Source organism: Catenulispora pinisilvae (assembly GCF_015356865.1).
GTDB classification, from domain to species: Bacteria; Actinomycetota; Actinomycetes; order Streptomycetales; family Catenulisporaceae; genus Catenulispora; species Catenulispora pinisilvae.
The window spans coordinates 1-16,763 of record NZ_JAAFZA010000225.1 but is presented as its reverse complement, the minus strand read 5'-3'; the positions used below and the strand labels follow the sequence as shown (position 1 = coordinate 16,763).

Sequence of the window (16,763 nt, the reverse complement as noted above, 5' to 3'; positions counted from 1 at the left end):
GCTGGGGCTGGGGCCGGAACTGGCTTGTATGCGGGCATGGCTCTCCCTGGGCGAGGGCGTAGGAGTCAACGGTCGGCAGAGCTGTGGCGTCTGTTGACGAGCCTCGCAGGGGCGCCTGTAAGGGGCATAACATCGCCATAACAGGGGCTGGTAGGCGCCGCCTCAACTCCCGTACTCCCGCATAGCTAGGGGCTGCTTGGCGTCGCCCCGACTCCCGTACTCCCAATTTGTTGCCTCCCGCACCTTGCGGCATCAGGGCATTGGGATGCATCTTTCCCCTATGCCCGTAGCCATCGGGCCATCGGCAGCCGTGGATCGCGCGGGATCATCGGCGCTTCGGCGACGGCCCGGCTAGGTTCCAGGGGAGATGCATGTTCCGCATGGTTCGTACAAGGCGCCGCGTGGGGCGGGGGCTCGCGTTCGTGGCGGCGTTGTCCACCGCTGCGCTCGGGGTTTCGGTACCGACCGCGACCGCCGGGGATTCCGCCGTCGCGAGTTCGCCCACCTACCAGTCCGTCTGCGGCGTACCGAAGCCCGGCACGTTCTCCTGCTTCGCGCTGCGCCGCACTGACGTGCATCAACCCGTGCACCAACCCGCGCACCCGAACGGCCTCGCCCTCGCCGCCGCCCCGCCCGCAGGTTACGGTCCGGCCGATCTGCGCAGCGCGTATTCGCTCCCCTCGGACGGCGGAGCGGGGCAGACGGTCGCCATCGTCGATGCCTACGACGACCCCACCGCCGAAGCCGACCTGGCCACCTACCGCCAGCAGTACGGCCTGTCGGCCTGTACCAGCGCCGGCGGCTGCTTCAGCAAGGTGAACCAGACCGGCGGGACCCAGTACCCGACGCCGAACGGCAGCTGGGCCGGGGAGATATCCCTGGACCTCGACATGGTCTCGGCCATCGCGCCGCAGGCGCACATCTTGCTCGTGGAGGCCGACGATGCGGGCAGTGCCAACCTGGCCGCGTCCGTGGACGAGGCGGTGGCGCTCGGTGCCAAGTTCGTGTCGAACTCCTACGGCGCCGACTACACCGCCACCCCCGGCTCCGGCGAGGATCCGTCCGACACGACCACGCTGGATCCGTCTTACGATCACCCCGGAGTCGCCGTCATAGCCTCCGCCGGAGACTCCGGCTACGGCGTGGCCTATCCCGCGGCCTCGTCCTACGTCACCTCCGTCGGCGGCACGCACCTGACCCCCGCCCCGGGCACGGCACGCGGCTGGGCTGAGACGGCCTGGGCCGGCACCGGATCCGGCTGCTCGCTCTACGAACCCAAGCCCGCCTTCCAACACGACGCCGGCTGCACGAAGCGCACCGTCGCCGACGTCTCCGCCGTCGCGGACCCGAGTACCGGCGTGGCCGTCTTCGACGGCGGCGTCTGGGGTGTCTTCGGCGGCACGAGCGTGGCCTCCCCGATCATCGCCGGTGTGTACGCCGACGCGGGCACCCCGGCCGCGGGCACCGATCCCAACTCCTACCCGTACGCCGCGGGCACCGGTCTCAACGACGTCACCACCGGCACCAACGGCGGCTGCACCGTCGCCGACCAGTGCAACGCCACCTCCGGCTACGACGGCCCGACCGGCCTGGGCACCCCCGACGGCCTCCAAGCCTTCCGCACCGGCCCGCACGGCACGCTGCGCGGCATCGTCACCGACAGCCGCAACGACGGCCGCAACGACAGCCGCACCGACAGCCGCACCGACGGCCACAGCGGTCGCCCCGTCGCCGGCGCCGAGGTGAGCGACGGCACCGACGTGACCCACACCGACGCCCAGGGTCGCTACACCCTCGCCCTGCCCGCCGGATCCCATGACATCACCATCGCCGAGTACGGATACACCACCGCCACCGCGACCCTGACCATCGGCGCGGGCACCACCTCGACGCACAACGCCGACCTGAAACCGGTGCCCAGCGCGATCGTATCCGGCACCGTGACCGACGGCTCCGGCCAGGGCTGGCCGCTCTACGCGCAGGTCAGCGTCAACGGCGACCCCAACCCGGTGTGGACCGACCCGCGCACCGGCCACTACACCCTGACCCTGCCGCAGAACGCTGACTACACCCTCACCATCGCCCCCGCCTCGCCCGGCTACGACGTGGTCACCAAGACAGTGCACGTAACTCAGGCCCCGCAGTCGGTCGACGTGGCGGCGACCGCCGACCCCTGGCAGGCCACCGCACCCGGCTACCAGCTCACCCTGACCGGACCCACCGAGACCTTCGACTCCACCACATCCGCACCCGCGGGCTGGAGCGTCGTCAACGCGCCCGGCACCACCGCCGGCTGGCAGTTCGACGACCCCGCCGCCCGGGGCAACGAGACCGGTGGCAGCGGCGGATTCGCCGTCGCGGACGCCGACAACGACTTCTCGGCCGATATCAACACCTCAATGGTGAGCCCGGCCTACGACTTCGGCGCCGATACCCGGCCGGAGGTCGGCTTCGACACCATGTGGTGGGACAACCCCTACTACCAGCAGATCGACGTGCAGGCCAGCGACGACGGCGGCGCCACCTGGAGCACCGTGTGGACCCCGGACTCCGAGATCGCCGCCGGGGACTACATCATCACCCAGACCCACCTCGACGTCCCGCTCACCGCCTACGCCGGCAAGCCGTCGGTGCGATTGCGCTTCCAGGACATCGCGCCCCGCGACGGCCAGTACTGGGGGATCGACGACGTCTTCGTCGGCCAGCGCGACTTCACCCCGATCCCCGGTGGCGTGGTCGTCGGCACGGCGCGGGACGCCAACACCGGTCAAGGAGCCGTCGACGCGACCGTCACCGACCAGGACGATCCCTCGGTGCACGCGCAGACCGTCACCAACCCGAATGACCCCTACCTCCCGAGCGGGTTCTTCTCGCTGTTCGTTCCGGGGCCGGGAAGGCACGTGCTGACCGCCGCCAAGGTCGACTATGTCAGTACACCGCGACCGGTGGACGTGCGAGCGCACGCCGCCGTCGCCGCCGACTATCGGCTCCGAGCCGGGCAGTTGCAGGTCCGGCCCGGCTCGATCACCGCCACGGTGGGATCCGGCGGCCACACAAGCAGAACCCTGACGGTCACCAACACCGGCAGCGCACCGGCCACGCTCCTGCTCGGGCAGCAAGCCGATGCCGCCTCCGCCGCCGCACTCAACGCGGCGCCGGGCGCGCCGCTCCAACGCGTCCCGGGCAGCTACCCGGTGGGTGCCATCACCGGAACGCCGCCCCGGGCCGGTAATCCCGAAACCTCACACTCCGCGACGCCCCCGCCCTCGCCCGACAGCTGGCAGAACGCGCAGCCGCTTCCCGGGGCCGTGATGGACGACGTGGCGGACGCCTACGACGGCAAGGTCTACGCGGGCTTCGGAGACGCCGGCCTGTCCTTCGGCGACACCACCAGCGGCAGCCTCTACGTCCTCGACCCGACAGCCAACACCTGGACCCAACTCGCCTCGGCCACCGACGGCCGACAGGCGCCCGGGCACGGCATCATCGACGGCAAGCTCTATGTCGCCGGCGGCTGGACCGCCACCGGGCCCGTCGATCCGAAGCTGGAGATCTACGACATCGCCGGCAACACCTGGACCACCGGCGCACCGGAGACCACTGCGTATGCCGGAGCTGGCAGCGCGGCGCTCGGCGGCAAGCTCTACCTCGTCGGTGGATGTGCCGCCACAACCTGCGGAACCACCGACGTCTCCGTCTACGACCCGGCCGCTAACACCTGGAGCCACACCGCTCCGTACCCCGAACCGATCGCCTGGACCTCCTGCGCCGCCGTCAGCGGCAAGCTCTACTGCGCCGGGGGCACCAACAGCAGCGGTGCGAACATCCAGCACGCCTATGCCTACGACCCCGCCGCCAACACCTGGTCCGCGCTGCCCGACATGCCGGTTCCGCTGTGGGGCGCGGCGTATGCCGGCGCCAACGGCATGCTGGTCATCTCCAGCGGCGTCACCACCGGCAGCAGCCTGACCAACCAGAGCGAAGCCTTCAGCCCGGCCACCGGTACCTGGAGCGCGCTGCCCAACGCCGACAACGCTACGTACCGTGGTGCCGGTGCTCTGGGCTTCTACAAGCTCGGCGGCTCCGCTTCCGGCATCCAGCCGACCACAGACGTCGAACACCTCGCGGGCTACGCCGTGGACCCGGGGGCGAACGTCCCCTGGCTGGCTGAGAACACCACGCAGCTGACCCTGCAACCGTACCAGCGCATGACTGTCACGGTCACTCTGGACGCGGACGAGTCGAAGATCGCCCAACCCGGTACCTACACAGCCGATCTCGTCTTCGGCAGCAGCACCCCTTATCCGGTCCCACCCGTCACGGTGACTCTGACAGTGTCCTGAACAGTCTGTGTCCTGAAGAGCTTGTGTCCTGAGGAGCCTGCTGGTTGACCCCGCCCTTGGGGCGGGGTCTTCACTGGGGCGATGACCTACTACACCGGTTCCGGGCCGTACTGCTATGCGAACTCCCTGGCCATGGTGCTCGGGGACGACGCCCCGCCGCCGCGAGTCATCGAGGTGCTGACCGGCTCGCCGTTCGGCTTCGAGCTGATCGGGGGCACCCTGCCGCTGTTCGATCCCTACGGCTGGGATCCGGATATGGGCCTGGGCGCCGCGATCGCGTTGCTGGGCCTTCGCTGCGAGCGGTCGGCGGGCGGGACGCCGGAGGAAGCGGAGGTGCGGCTGCGGTCGGCGGCCGGGCGGGGACCTGTGTTGGTCGGTCCGGTCGACATGGGGTTGTTGCTGCATCAGCCGGGCACTCCCAACGCCGACGGCGCCGACCATTTCGTCGCCGTCCTTCAGGTGGACGACGACGGCACCGTGCTCTTCCACGATCCGCAGGCCCACCCTTACGCCACGCTGCCGATTGCGGACTTCCTCGCCGCCTGGGAGGCCAAGGCCGTCGCATACATCGACACTCCCTACGTGATGCGCGCCGACTTCGTCCGCGAGCGGGCCGTCACGATCGACGACGCGCTGCGCCGATCGCTCCCGGACGCCCGGCGTTGGCTGGCCGGCCGCCAGGACCTGCCGGTACCGCCGGGGACGTTGGGCGGCGCGGCCGGGGTGGAGGCGCTGGCCGCGGTGGCGGAGCGCGGGCTGGACGAGCGCACCCGCGGATTCCTCGCCTGGTTCGCGGTCCGGGTCGGCGCCCGCCGGCTCGACGATGCCGCCCACTGCCTGGCGACGCTGGGGCTGGCCGAGGCGGCGGCGATCGCGGCGGGGCAGGCACGTGCCGTCGGCGGTCTTCAACACCCGCTGGTCAGGCGCGAGGACGGCGTGCTGGCGGAGCGCCTGCGCCTTCTCGCGCCGAACTATGAGCGGCTGCGTGTCGCGCTGGCGTGATCATGTCCATGTCCATGTCCATGTCCATGGAACACAGCGACGTGACCATCCGCCCGATAACGGGAACCGAAGAGCTCGACCTGTTCGGCCGGCTGAGCTATGTCCTCGACCACGAGGCGGCCGACGACTTCGCGCAGGGCCGCCGCCGCCCGGCTGCTCACCGAACGGCGGCTTCGGCTGGAGTGGCGGCCGGGTGTTGCGATGCCGGACGCCTCAATGCCGGGCGCCTCAATGCCAGGCACCGCGATGCCGGGTGCCGCGATGCGGGGCGCCGGCGCGCGCCTGACGTTCCGGCCGTTCGCCGACACCGAGGAACTGCTGACTCTGACTTCCTCGGCGCTGTCCGGAACGCTGGACGTCCACAGCCGCGAGGACCTGACCCGCATGTCCGCCCGCGAAGCCGCGATTCGCGACGACATCCTCGCCGAGGGCACCCGCATCCTCGCCGAGCAGGACGTGCCGCGCATCCGGGCGTCCACGGACCTCGATAGCGTCCCGATGGCGAACGCCTTCCGCCGCGCCGGATACGTCACCTTCGAGTGCGAGATCAAGATGGGCTGGGGCGGCTGATCGCGTGAGCGACGGAGCGCGCCGGCTGTGCAGATCGTGCAGGTCGTGCAGGTCGTGCAGGTCGTGCAGGTCGTGAGACCATCCCGCAGTCAGCCCTGCTCCCACCACACCGGGGCGCCGTCGACGGCCACGAACTCCGCGAAGTCCATGTTGGCCAGTTCCAGGTTGCAGTCCATCGAGCCGACCATCCGCCGCGGGAGCACGGCGAGCAGACCTGGGGTGTCGTGCACGTCGACCACGGACAGCGGACGCCCCGGCTCGCCGCACGCCCGGGCGTCGGCCAGCGCGACCAGCGTGGGGCCTTCGCCGGGCGGAATCAGGGCCGGAACTTGGCCGGGCTGTAGGTCCTCGTACCGGCGGTCGTCCACGACCAGGGCGGTGAGCGGATAGTCGTCCACGTCGATCTCGTCCGGGTCGAGATCGGCGCCGACCCGACCGTCCTCGTCCACCCCGCCGAACTCCGCCAGCAGCGACCGCCACCCCGCCTCGTCACCGAAGTACGTACGCACCACGATCGTGCTGCCGCCGTCCGGAAGCATCGGATACCCGGTGCGCACCACCTCCGTCGGCACGGGGAAGGCGGGACGGCCGCCGCCGCCCCGGTAGCAGCCGTCGACGTCCATTCCGTGCACCAGATCGTCGAAACGCAGGGTCCCATCGAGCACTTCGCCCAGGACGGTACCGAGTTCGCCCATTGCGATACGCGCTCCCCGCCCGGGCATCTGCTGGAGATCTACGAGCAGGACGTCGCGACCGCCGTACACCGCGCCGATGTCCGCGACGACCATGACCGGCGCCGGCGCCGCGCCTGCGGGCACAAGTGCGGGGAGGCTGCCCGACGAGACGTTCTCCCAGCGCGGATCCGAGGTGATGCGAAGCCGCACCTTGCCGTCCTCAAGCAGGAGCGTGTCGGCCTCCCGTCGTCCGCCGATGGCCCGAAACATCTGGTCCCAGCGGGGCAAACCGTCGTCGAACGCCGTGCCGACGAACAGCACCTCGTCGGGTTGTATCGCGGGAAGCTCGGGAAGCTCGGGAGCAGACATGGCGGACACCCTAGCTACTTCAATCCCGGTCAGCTGCAATCCCGGTCAGCTGTATTCGAGCACGAACAAGACAGCGGTATCCGGTTCCAGCGCTTCGAAAATGTGCGGGACGTCGCCGGGGTACGTCATGTAGTCCCCTCGCTCCAATCGCACCGCCTCGCCGATCGGCCCGATCGTCGCCGCGCCGGCGCTGATGACCACGTGCTCGACTGAGCCGGGGAGGTGGGGGTCGGAATTGCGAGCCGTGCCCGGCTGCGCCTCGACCCAGTACAGGTCGCGGCGGGTGGCCTGCGGGACCGAGGACAGCAGGGTCGCGGCGTAGCTGGAGTGTTCTGAGTACGTGACCGGTCCCTGGCCCGCGCGCAAGATCCGGACCTGGGGCCGCGGCGGGTCGACCAGGCGGCTGAACGGCACCCCGAGGGCCGTGGCCAGCGCCCACAGCGTCTCCACGCTCGGGTTGCCGGCGCCCGCCTCCAGCTGGGAGAGGGTGGATTTGGCGATCCGGGCCCGCTTGGCCAGCTCGGTCATCGACAGTCCGGCCCGTTCGCGCTCGCGGCGGATCGAGGCGGCCAGCAGGCCGATCATCTCGGACGGCTGCGGGCCGCCTTGGCTGTCCTGGCCGCCAGGGCGGTTAGGGCCTTCGGGGACTCCCGAGCCTCTCGGGGGCGGTGCCGCGTTCCGCATTGTTCGCTCCAGCAGTTGTTCTGTTCGGGTTGACGAACGCCTGATGCTCTGTTCATTCTAGTGGACATGAGTTCGTTGTGCCGAACACTGGGTCGGCCGACCCTGGCCGACATCGCGCTGGTCTGTGCCGCCGACGCCGTGGTCGGCGCGACCTTCGGCGCCGTCGCGGTGGCCGGCGGCCTGCCCGCGTGGCTGCCGATCGCGATGTCGGTGCTGGTCTTCGCCGGCGGCGCGCAGATCGCGGCGGTCGGCGTACTGGTGGCCGGGGGCGGCGCGCTCGCGGCCGTGGCCACCGGCCTGGCGCTCAACACCCGGCTGCTGCCCTACAGCCTGGCCGTCAGCGACGTACTGGACACCGGCCGCTGGTGGACCCGGCTGCTCGGCGCGCACCTGGTGGTCGACGAGTCGGTGGCGTTCGCCCTGCGGCAGGACGATGCACGGCGGCGGCGCGCGGCGTACTGGCTGACCGGGGTGTCGCTGTTCGTCTGCTGGAACGCCGCGGTCGTGCTCGGCGCGCTGATCGCCGGGACGCTCGGCAACCCGGACACGTTCGGCTTGGACGCGGTGTTCCCGGCGGTGATGGTCGCGCTGATCCTGCCGGCGCTGGCGGGGGATCGGAGGCTGCGCACGGCCGCGGTGCTCGGCGCGCTGCTGGCCGTCGCGGCGACCCCGGTGCTGCCGGCCGGGCTTCCGCTGCTGCTGGCGCCGGTGGCGCTGGTCGCGGTGCTGCGAAAGGGATCGGGCGATTCTGTCCCCGAACCCGAACCCGAACCCGAACCCGAACCCGAACCGGCGGACCGGTGAACAGCGCGACCGTCCTGGCGCTGCTGGCCGTGGGCACCTACGCCCTACGCCTGGCAGGCCCGGTCTTCCACCGCCGCCTCCAGCTCTCCGAACGCACGACCCGCCTACTTGGCGCCCTGGCCACCGTCCTGCTCGCGGCGCTCGCCGCCACCGCCGCACTGACCCAGGGCCACCACCTCGCCGACTGGGAACGGCCCGGCGGCGTACTGATCGGCGTCACCCTTGCCGCCCGCCGGATGCCACTCCCCGTCGTCGTCATCGGGACGGCCGCGACCACCGCGCTGCTGCGCCTACTCTTTGTACCCTGATAATCACCTGCCACTTCCTGCCCGGCGTCGCCGACGTCGTCAGCGACGACTACGTGACTATCTACCAGCAGTGCCTTCCGCTGGAACGTCAGGCTCCGCTGGAACCTCAGCCGGTAGGCAGCCCGGCAGCGTGCCAAAGCTGGTTCTGACCGTTGTTGCATCCCCAGATCTGCAACGCGGTCCCCGAGCCGCCGTACGCGGTGTCGTCCAGGCAGGTGCCGGACTTCGCGTTGACCCACGTGCCGACGTACTCCAGGGTCCACTGCTGGTCGGCGGCGCCGGTGCAGGTGGACAGGACGACGGGGGTGCCGTCGGCGGTGGCGCCGGCTTGGGCGTCGAGGCACTTGCCGAAGACGGTGACGGTGGTGTTGGCGCCGAACTGGGGGTTGGTGAGGGTCCACTGCTGGTTGCCGCCGTTGTTGCAGTTGTAGATCTGGACCGGGGTGCCGTCCGCGGTGCCGGAGGCGGTGTCGTCCAGGCACAGGCCGTGGATGCCGTAGACGAGGCCGGTGATCGGGGTGACGTCGGCGGCGGCGTAGCTCGCTCCGGCGCTCGCGGCCATGGCGCCGACGGACAGGGCCGCGGCGACCGCGAGGCGTGCGCGGCGGCTGGGGGTGTGAGGCGCGAACCGAATGCGGGTACTGATCATCGGTACGACTCCTTTGAAGTTGATGTTGCGGCAGGCAACATACGTTGCGCTCAGGGATACGGACCCTGGCTCAGTGTTGTCAACGGTGGCCGAATGCGAGTGCCGTTTCTCATCTTGTGACTGGTATGCCACAGGCCGTCCCGATGCGACTGGCGTTGCTTTTACAGCTCGGGGGTTGTGGTGCGGGCCCGGAGTCAAGGCTCTGCGAAATTGAGGATCGGGGCGGCTCACCCACCCGGTAGTCTGTCCCGGACTTTGGCGTTCCACGGGGGGTACCGCATGAAGAACGTGATCAGAGCTGCCATGCCCGCGACGGGTGTCGGCCTCATGCTCCTGTCCCTCACCGCCTGCGGCGGCTCCACTGCCAGCGCCATCTCCAAGTCGACCACCGTCGCACCCGGCAAGGGTGCCTCGGCAACGGCTTCAGCGCAGGCATCAGGATCAGCGCAGGCATCAGCATCAGGGTCCGGATCCGCCGGGGCAGCCCCCGCACCGCAACAGCCCGTCCCCGCGGCCTTCGACAACACCAAGGGCTGGTCGATCGCCCCGCCGACCGACGGCACCTCGTTGGACGACCCGGTCATCGCCCCGGACAACAACCTGCTCCTGCTGCGCTCCAGCACCGTCAACGACACCAGCGCGAGCATCGTCGCCCGCGACGCCAAGACCGGCGCGATCCGCTGGAGCGGCAAGCCGGCCGCGCAGGCCGCCTCCGATGGTTCTTCCAGCACTGATATCAATGTCCTGGTCACCCACAAGGCCGGCAAGGAGTACGCGGTCCTGGTCAGCACCGGCTTCCTCGGCGGCGACGCCGTCACCAAGGCCAGCGAGGTGACCCAGCTCGAAGTCTTCGACGCCGCGTCGTCCGGCGCCCAGGTGGCCCCGCTGCGGGTGATCACGGTGCCCGGCCTCGCCGACGGCTACAGCGCGCTCCGGGACGGCGGAACGGTCCTGGTCCAGCTCGGCGCGGGCGGGGCCGTGGTGGACGTGACGACCGGTCAGGTCACCGCCTACGGCGACCAGGACGCGGTCCTGAAGCCGCCCGCGCCCTGCCAACTGGCGATCGGTGACTGTAGCGAGAACGCGAAGATCATCGGCCAGACCCCGGCCGGACCGCTGGTGCAGGGCTACGCCGCCTTCTGGACGAAGGCCTGGATCAGCAACGACTTCGTACCGCAGGGCACGAAGACGGAGTTCAGCAACGAGACCGTCCAGGCCGATGGGACGCCCGGCGGCCAGGTGCTGGCCCGCTGGCCGCAGCCGACCGACGCCGCCACCGACGTGGTCTGGGCCCTGCACGACGGCCAGACCGGCCGTGTCCTCACCACAGTGCCCTGCGCCGCGAAGACGACCAGCGCCAGCCAGATCGGCAACGCCGGCAACGACGGCGTCACCCTCTCGCCGGACGGCCACTACCTGATCGCCGGCAGCGGCATCGTGGTGTTCGACCTCCAGGCGGACAAGGGTCACTGCTTCGAGGCGAACGCCACCCGCAACGAGGTCGATGTGACCGCCGTCGACACCGACGGGACCGTCTACGGAACCGTCCACGGCGCCGCCACCGGGACGGCGGACGCCGCGCCGGCCAGCGTCAAGCTGGACTCCGACCAGGCGACCGCCTTGCCGGCGGGGACACTCGTGCCCGCCCTGATCGGCGCCGGGGTCGGCGTCTTCGGCACCTCGACATCAGGAGGCGGGTCCATCCTCGTCTACCCGCATCACTGACACGGGGTCACGGCGTCACGGGGTGAGGACGATGCGCCCGAACACCGTGCCGTCGTCCATCTGCCGGTGCGCATCAGCAGCCTGATCAAGGTTCAGCACACTGTGGACGACGGGATGCAGACCCCCGCTCGCTGCCGCGTCGAACTGCGCCGCGCGCACGCTGTTGCGCTCCCCGACGGGAATGGTGTCGAGGCTGAACGCGGCAAACGAGAGCGACTTCCGGAACGAGCGCATGACCGCCATCCCGAAGTCCGGCGACGGCATGCCGCCGACGACGCCCACGACGACCATGCGGCCGTTCGGCGCGAGCCGGTCGATGAAGGCCGGGATGGCTTCCCCGCCGACGATGTCGATGATCACATCGAAGGTGTCCGGCTCGCCGTGAGAACCGTCACCGCCACGAGAACCGTCACCGCCATGAGCGCCGTCATCGGGGTGCCCGGCCCGATCCAGGACGACCGTCGCGCCCAGCTCCCGCAGTCGCCGCCCGCGCTCAGCCGAAGACGTGGTGACCGCGACGACCTTCGCGCCGCCCTGCGACGCCAGTTCCACCGCCGCGATGCCGATGCTGCCCGCCGCACCGCGTACGAGCACTGATTCACCGGCGGCGAAGTGCGCGTGGCTCAGCGCGAAGTGTGCGACGGGGCCCGAGCTGCCGAGAGTCACGGCGTCGATGGAAGAGAGCCCGTCCGGCAGGACGGTGAGGTGTTCGACGCCCGCCGTGGCCAAGTCGACGTAGCCCCCGGTCTCCCCGGTGAACGCCCACACGCGCCGCCCGATCCACGACGCGTCGACGCCGTCCCCGACCGCCGTGACGGTCCCGGCCACCTCGTTACCCGGGATCAGCCCCGGCTCGAACCCGAAGCTGCCGAGCGCTCCGCGCCGGATCACCACGTCGACCCCGCCGACCCCGATCGCCTCGGTCCGGACCACGACCCGACCGGCGTCCGGCACCGGATCCGCGACGTCCCGCACCACCATCCCGGACGGGTCACCGAACCGCTCGACCACGACTGCACGCATCGCCATCTCCATCTCATGAACCTCTGAGCAGGTACGATGCGACATTAACGGACGCAGGCGTCCACTTAGCCGAAGTGAGAACGATCAGTACGGAAGTGCCTCAGAAGCTTCGAACGCGCGGCCCGTGCCGTTGTTGTTTTTACCGTCATCGCGGCGATTCACTTGTGGCAGCGTCGATTCCTCCCGCAGTGTGGAACGGACGCGATATCAATGCCTGAATTGCCGCTCGATCAGTCGCTCTATCAGTGGTGCGACCAGCTGGTCCGCGCGAGTGTGGAACAGGACTTCGCCGCCCTCGGCGAGGCGGCGATGATGCTCTCCGAGAATGCCGGGCGCATATCGGGTCCGGAAGCGGAATCAGCCCTCGCGGCGCTCGCCCTCGTCACGGCGACCACGGTGCCGGAACCCGCGCTGTGGGCGGCCTCGGCCGGCGTGGAGCTGATCCGGCACGGCGCGCCGCCCGATCAACTCCTCGCGCCGCTGTTCGGCTCCCTGAAGCGGATGCTGGGCATGGCCGCCGACTTCCTGGAGACCTGGGAGTACTGCGTCGCGCTCGAAATGCCCGGCCTGGAAACCCTGGGCATCATCGACATGCCGCCGGACCCCGACGCGCCCGATGTCATCGGTACGTCTCCGGACCCCGCGCTGATCGCCGGCCTCCAGGCCGGGCTGGTATCCGAGATGTCCGAAGTGATCCCGAAGATGGTCTCCTGGGTCGAGGAGATGGTCCAGAACTGGTGGTACCTCGGCCAGTGGGTGCAGACCGCCACTGCCCTGCTGGACCTTCTTCCGGAATCCGAACCGCAACCCGAATCGCAGCGCTCGCGTGCCGCGCAGATCCCTTACTTCGACGAGATCGTCGAAGCCGTGGTCGGCCTGACGATGTCGGACGCCATCACGGACCTGCCGTACCGCTGCGACGCCCTGCACGATCTCGCGGCAGCTCTGTCCGCGTCCCCGGTGGACTTCTGGACCACGACGGTCCTGCGCGCGCACCTCGAACAGGACGGCCGGCTGTTGGCCGTGGCCACCCAACGCGCGGTCACCGCGGCCGAGGGCCGTGCGCCCCGCGATCTGGAGACCGCGCTGGAGCCATTGGCCGAGGTCATCGCCTCGGCGCCGCCGATCATCGGCCGCTGGGTCGCGCTGACCGCCGGCGCGTTCGTGGAGGCGGGTGCCCCGCCGGACTGCCTGGTGGTTCCGGTGTTCACGGCCTTACGGCAGGTCATGGAACTGGCCTTGGAGTTCGCGGCCTGTTGGCAGGAGACCCGGGCCGAAGCGCTGCCCGACCCGGAAGGCCGCCGGCCACAACCCGGGACCGAAGCCGAACACCGGCTCATGGTCGCCACGGCCGAGAAGCTGGCTCCCGGATTGGGTGACCGCGCCTTCGAGGTGACGATGGGTTGGTGGGCGCTGTGCACATGGACGCTGCCCGCCAACGCGTTGCTGAGCCACTCGCCGCGCATCCGTACCCTGATACCCGATCCCGACCGGCTGACGGCGCTGCTCGACGACCTGCTCCCGACCACCGGGGCGCTGGCCGGTCTGCGACACCGGTTGCGGCACCTGGCCGATCACCTGGCCGATCACCTGGCCGGCGCGCCGGGCATCGGTGCCGACGCTCAGCGCCGGAACCGGGCCGACACCTCCGAACCCGGCGACTCAATACCTGTCCGTGATCTCGGCAGGCCGCTCGTGGTAATGCCGTGCGTGGCCCGGCGAGGCGACATGCCATCAAAATGATCACGCGCATTGCGCTGGCCGGAACGGACAACAAGATGGCAAACTCCGCGACGGCTCCTGGTAGTGCGGATGGCATAGATAACCGCTGCTCTTCCAGGAGCCTCACGCATCCAGCAAGTACCCGCCCTCATACACCGCCCGGTTCCCCGGGATCACGGACAGCCTCTTGAGAGGTTTACCTGGCAGATGAAGCCGTCTAGGCAGGACGATGCGTGGGAGATTGTGCTCCGGCGGGTGCTGCGGCCGGGCGGGTTTGTGCAACAACCCTTCCGGACGAATCGAGCCCTATCACGTCCGCTACATTTGCGCCGGAGGGCCACCATGCCATGAAGAACCTTCCGTCGCAGGTGGCGGTGACAGAGTCGCCGCCGGTCGTCTTCACAATGACTTCGGTGATGCCTTCGGACACGCGGCCGTACGCGAAGCGTGTCCCCGTCCCCGGTGTCAGGTCCCCTCCGTTGGCATCATCGATGTGTATCGCGTCGTTTTGGCCGGGTGGTGCGGGGAGCGTTTCGATCCCGACGTAGCGGGAGTCTTTGGTACCGAGGCACAGCGCGATGGTATGACCGTCTGTGAGGAAGACACTGGTTGTTGTGCCGCGTTTCTCTCCGAGTACTGAGAGCAGTGGATCCGATGGGGGACGGCCTTCAAGGTAGGGCAGCTTGTTTACCTGTATGCGGCATGCGTTTTCCGCCTGGAAAAGGCTGCTGCCTGTCAGCTGTGTGGGTACGGCGCTCCAGGCGGCAGCAGACGGGCTCATGGTGATTGCTACTGCGACGATCGCGGCTGCGGCGGTGCCCGCGCCGATGACGACTCTGGTTTTGAGGTGTCGCCGTGAAGGCACCGGTGCGGTTGCGGCGCTAATTCCTGCCGCGACTTCCTCCCAGATGGCCTGCTGCTTGGCGGTCGAGATTTGGCGAACTGTCGCGAGCGCTTCGGCTTCCATGGCCTTACTCCGTCCTAGAGGCATTGATCTCGGCGAGACTGACGGCCAGTCGTGCGCGGCCTCGTGAAAGGCGAGACTTCACAGTGCCGGCAGGAATCTTGAGATCTTCGGCTGCCGCATCCACTCCGAGGCCTCCTATCAGGCATAGCTCTATCACGGCTCGCTGGTCGGCTGGGAGATCGGCCAGCGCGTCGCGCATCGCCAGCAGATCCTTCTCGTTGTCGACATCCTCCGCGACCTGGCTTGAGTGATCGAGGGAAATCGATTCCACGGGGGCTCTTCGGATGGCAAGCAGCTGCCGCTTGGACCTCCGCAGGTGCTGGCTGCATACGTTCTTGGCGATCCCGAACAACAGGGGCGAAGCACCCGCGGCTGCGACTGACAGCCGTCTTCGACAGCGCCAAGCTTCAAGGAATACTGTGGAGGTCAGGTCGTCGGCAACGTCGTAGGATCCCACTCTGTGCGCACAGAAGTTGTGCACCGCTGTAACGTGGCGGCGGAAGATCGTTTCATACGCGCTCGCATCGTCTGCCTGCACCCGATCCCAAAGATGCCGGTCGGTTTCCACATGGTCGCGGAACATGGTCACACCCCTATATGCCCATAGCTTCATGATCAGTTCCCGTGCCTGTGTTGCGGCAACCCAGATCCCGATCCCGCAGGCTTGGTGGAGGGCGGGTCGGGACTGCAAGTCGTGGCAGCTCACGCCTGTGCACCACGGATAGAGTTCTGGCCCCGAGCCAGCGGAGGACGATCCTCGGCGGTCCGGGGCCAGAACTAGCCTCCAGCTTTTACGTCAGGCTCACGTGTTGTTGATGTAGCGCAGATAGCCGCCATCGCCGTTGTACTGGTAGGCCATCTCCGGGTTTTTATGAATCACGCAGTTGCCGACCGTAAGCAAGACGTCGGTGCACAGGTCCCAGTGTGTATCGACGTTGTACACGTTCCATCCCGCACCGTAGTCGGCGTGGATGTTGCAACTCTCGTATTGGTACGAGGGCCAGTTGGCGTCGCCGCCGCAGGTGCTGTTCGCGTAGGTGATCCACGTTCCACCGCCGCACCAGGTGACGTCGGCGTACCCCTCGATGTAGGGGTGGGGCCATAGGGCCGCGGTGTACTTGATGTACTCGTGGTTCGACCAGCAGCCGGAGGCTTGTGGTGAGGCCCCATCCGAGGCTGGGCGCCGGACAGCCTTTGCCGGCGCGGTAGTTGCGCCGGGCAAGGAGATTGTGATCTGTCCGGTCGGTGCGGGACTTGTCTTGTAGTGGGAGGTGTCGACGTACTTCTCCAGCCCCATCGCCTTGACTTCGTCGAGAGTCAAGGAGTGTGCGGAGGAGGTGGCGACGACAGTCATCTGCGGCGCGGCGGGTGCTGCGGGCGCCGCGTTGGAGGCCGGCGCGTAGCTGACAATCATCGCCAAGGCGGCGATGAGAGCAGCGCCACTGCGCGCTAACATGGAGGGCATCCTCACAGGTTGTCCTTTCAGCTTGGGCGGTGACCTGGGGATACCGACGGCCAAGTGCATCCTCACTTGGCCGTCTCCCCCATGTCAGAGTTCTTATGAACTCAGACGCCGATACTTCCAATGCGCATCTTCGGTGTCAACGCATAGGAACGCGTGGTCAAGCCTTGGCTGAGACCTGTCGCAGCGGCGCTACAAGTCTCCGCGCGCGGAGGCCTATCAACGTACCCTGATACACCTCTGGAGTATGACGAGAGTCACACTATGAGCGAGGTACTACTGAGTGCCTGCTCGCGATCTCGTCAGGCCACGTGCGGTAGCGGCCCGACGAGATCACGGACAAGCACTCAGGCCACGAACACTATGCACACCGCGACCGCCACGACCGCCACGAGCGCCGCCAACCCCACAACCGGCCCCATGACCCCAACGACCGCCACGACCATCCCGACCCCCACAAC

At 68.9% G+C, this 16,763-nt stretch carries 14 protein-coding genes; 7 read left to right on the top strand and 7 right to left on the bottom strand.

The genetic code is table 11. The features are described 5' to 3' along the window. The first annotated feature begins 401 nt into the window (after window positions 1–401). The 3 genes from IZR01_RS39275 (at window position 402) to IZR01_RS39265 (ending at window position 5,915) form a co-directional block, all read left to right on the top strand. Window positions 402–4,343 carry a Kelch repeat-containing protein gene (locus IZR01_RS39275; RefSeq protein ID WP_194926808.1) on the top strand — a complete coding sequence of 1,314 codons (3,942 nt, stop codon included), beginning with the start codon at window positions 402–404 and terminating at the stop codon, window positions 4,341–4,343. Window positions 4,344–4,424: 81 nt separating this feature from the next. After that, the gene (locus IZR01_RS39270; RefSeq protein WP_194926807.1) at window positions 4,425–5,345 is read left to right on the top strand and encodes a YobF C-terminal domain-containing protein; all 921 of its coding nucleotides are present in this window, start codon (window positions 4,425–4,427) and stop codon (window positions 5,343–5,345) included. Window positions 5,346–5,546: 201 nt separating this feature from the next. Beyond that, on the top strand, window positions 5,547–5,915 hold the full coding sequence (locus tag IZR01_RS39265) for a hypothetical protein (RefSeq protein WP_228561109.1): 369 nt from the start codon (window positions 5,547–5,549) through the stop codon (window positions 5,913–5,915). An 89-nt stretch (window positions 5,916–6,004) separates the two neighbouring features. Here the strand turns inward: IZR01_RS39265 and IZR01_RS39260 are convergent, their stop codons facing one another. Then, window positions 6,005–6,958 carry a DUF6924 domain-containing protein gene (locus IZR01_RS39260; RefSeq protein WP_194926806.1) on the bottom strand — a complete coding sequence of 318 codons (954 nt, stop codon included), beginning with the start codon at window positions 6,956–6,958 and terminating at the stop codon, window positions 6,005–6,007. 45 nt (window positions 6,959–7,003) lie between these two features. Next, on the bottom strand, window positions 7,004–7,543 hold the full coding sequence (locus IZR01_RS39255) for a helix-turn-helix domain-containing protein (protein ID WP_194894744.1): 540 nt from the start codon (window positions 7,541–7,543) through the stop codon (window positions 7,004–7,006). A gap of 165 nt (window positions 7,544–7,708) precedes the next feature. On the opposite strand from IZR01_RS39255, the gene IZR01_RS39250 reads away from it, so the two are divergent. Further along, on the top strand, window positions 7,709–8,446 hold the full coding sequence (locus tag IZR01_RS39250; RefSeq protein WP_194926805.1) for an AzlC family ABC transporter permease: 738 nt from the start codon (window positions 7,709–7,711) through the stop codon (window positions 8,444–8,446). Further along, on the top strand, window positions 8,443–8,754 hold the full coding sequence (locus IZR01_RS39245) for an AzlD domain-containing protein (protein WP_194926804.1): 312 nt from the start codon (window positions 8,443–8,445) through the stop codon (window positions 8,752–8,754). Before IZR01_RS39250 ends, IZR01_RS39245 begins: the two co-directional genes overlap by 4 nt. Window positions 8,755–8,860: 106 nt before the next feature. Here IZR01_RS39245 and IZR01_RS39240 read toward each other — a convergent pair whose 3' ends face one another. Further along, the gene (locus tag IZR01_RS39240; protein ID WP_194894747.1) at window positions 8,861–9,403 is read right to left on the bottom strand and encodes a ricin-type beta-trefoil lectin domain protein; all 543 of its coding nucleotides are present in this window, start codon (window positions 9,401–9,403) and stop codon (window positions 8,861–8,863) included. Window positions 9,404–9,682: 279 nt separating this feature from the next. Here IZR01_RS39240 and IZR01_RS39235 point away from each other — a divergent pair, with 279 nt between their 5' ends. Continuing rightward, the gene (locus IZR01_RS39235; RefSeq protein WP_194926803.1) at window positions 9,683–11,128 is read left to right on the top strand and encodes a hypothetical protein; all 1,446 of its coding nucleotides are present in this window, start codon (window positions 9,683–9,685) and stop codon (window positions 11,126–11,128) included. A gap of 15 nt (window positions 11,129–11,143) precedes the next feature. On the opposite strand, the gene IZR01_RS39230 is transcribed toward IZR01_RS39235, so the two are convergent. Further along, the gene (locus IZR01_RS39230) at window positions 11,144–12,151 is read right to left on the bottom strand and encodes a zinc-binding dehydrogenase (RefSeq protein WP_194926809.1); all 1,008 of its coding nucleotides are present in this window, start codon (window positions 12,149–12,151) and stop codon (window positions 11,144–11,146) included. A 210-nt stretch (window positions 12,152–12,361) separates the two neighbouring features. Between IZR01_RS39230 and IZR01_RS39225 the strand changes: the two genes are divergently transcribed. Then, window positions 12,362–13,894: a hypothetical protein gene (locus IZR01_RS39225; RefSeq protein WP_194926802.1), complete on the top strand. Its 1,533-nt coding sequence runs from the start codon at window positions 12,362–12,364 to the stop codon at window positions 13,892–13,894. Between the two features lie 196 nt (window positions 13,895–14,090). On the opposite strand, the gene IZR01_RS39220 is transcribed toward IZR01_RS39225, so the two are convergent. From IZR01_RS39220 to IZR01_RS39210, 3 genes are all read right to left on the bottom strand, one after another. Continuing rightward, window positions 14,091–14,840 carry a hypothetical protein gene (locus IZR01_RS39220; protein ID WP_194894750.1) on the bottom strand — a complete coding sequence of 250 codons (750 nt, stop codon included), beginning with the start codon at window positions 14,838–14,840 and terminating at the stop codon, window positions 14,091–14,093. A 4-nt stretch (window positions 14,841–14,844) separates the two neighbouring features. Continuing rightward, window positions 14,845–15,423, bottom strand: a complete 579-nt coding sequence (locus IZR01_RS39215; RefSeq protein WP_194894751.1) for an RNA polymerase sigma factor — start codon at window positions 15,421–15,423, stop codon at window positions 14,845–14,847. A gap of 219 nt (window positions 15,424–15,642) precedes the next feature. Then, window positions 15,643–16,296 (bottom strand): hypothetical protein, encoded by a 654-nt coding sequence (locus IZR01_RS39210; RefSeq protein ID WP_194894752.1) that lies wholly within the window; start codon window positions 16,294–16,296, stop codon window positions 15,643–15,645. Between the last annotated feature and the right edge of the window lie 467 nt (window positions 16,297–16,763).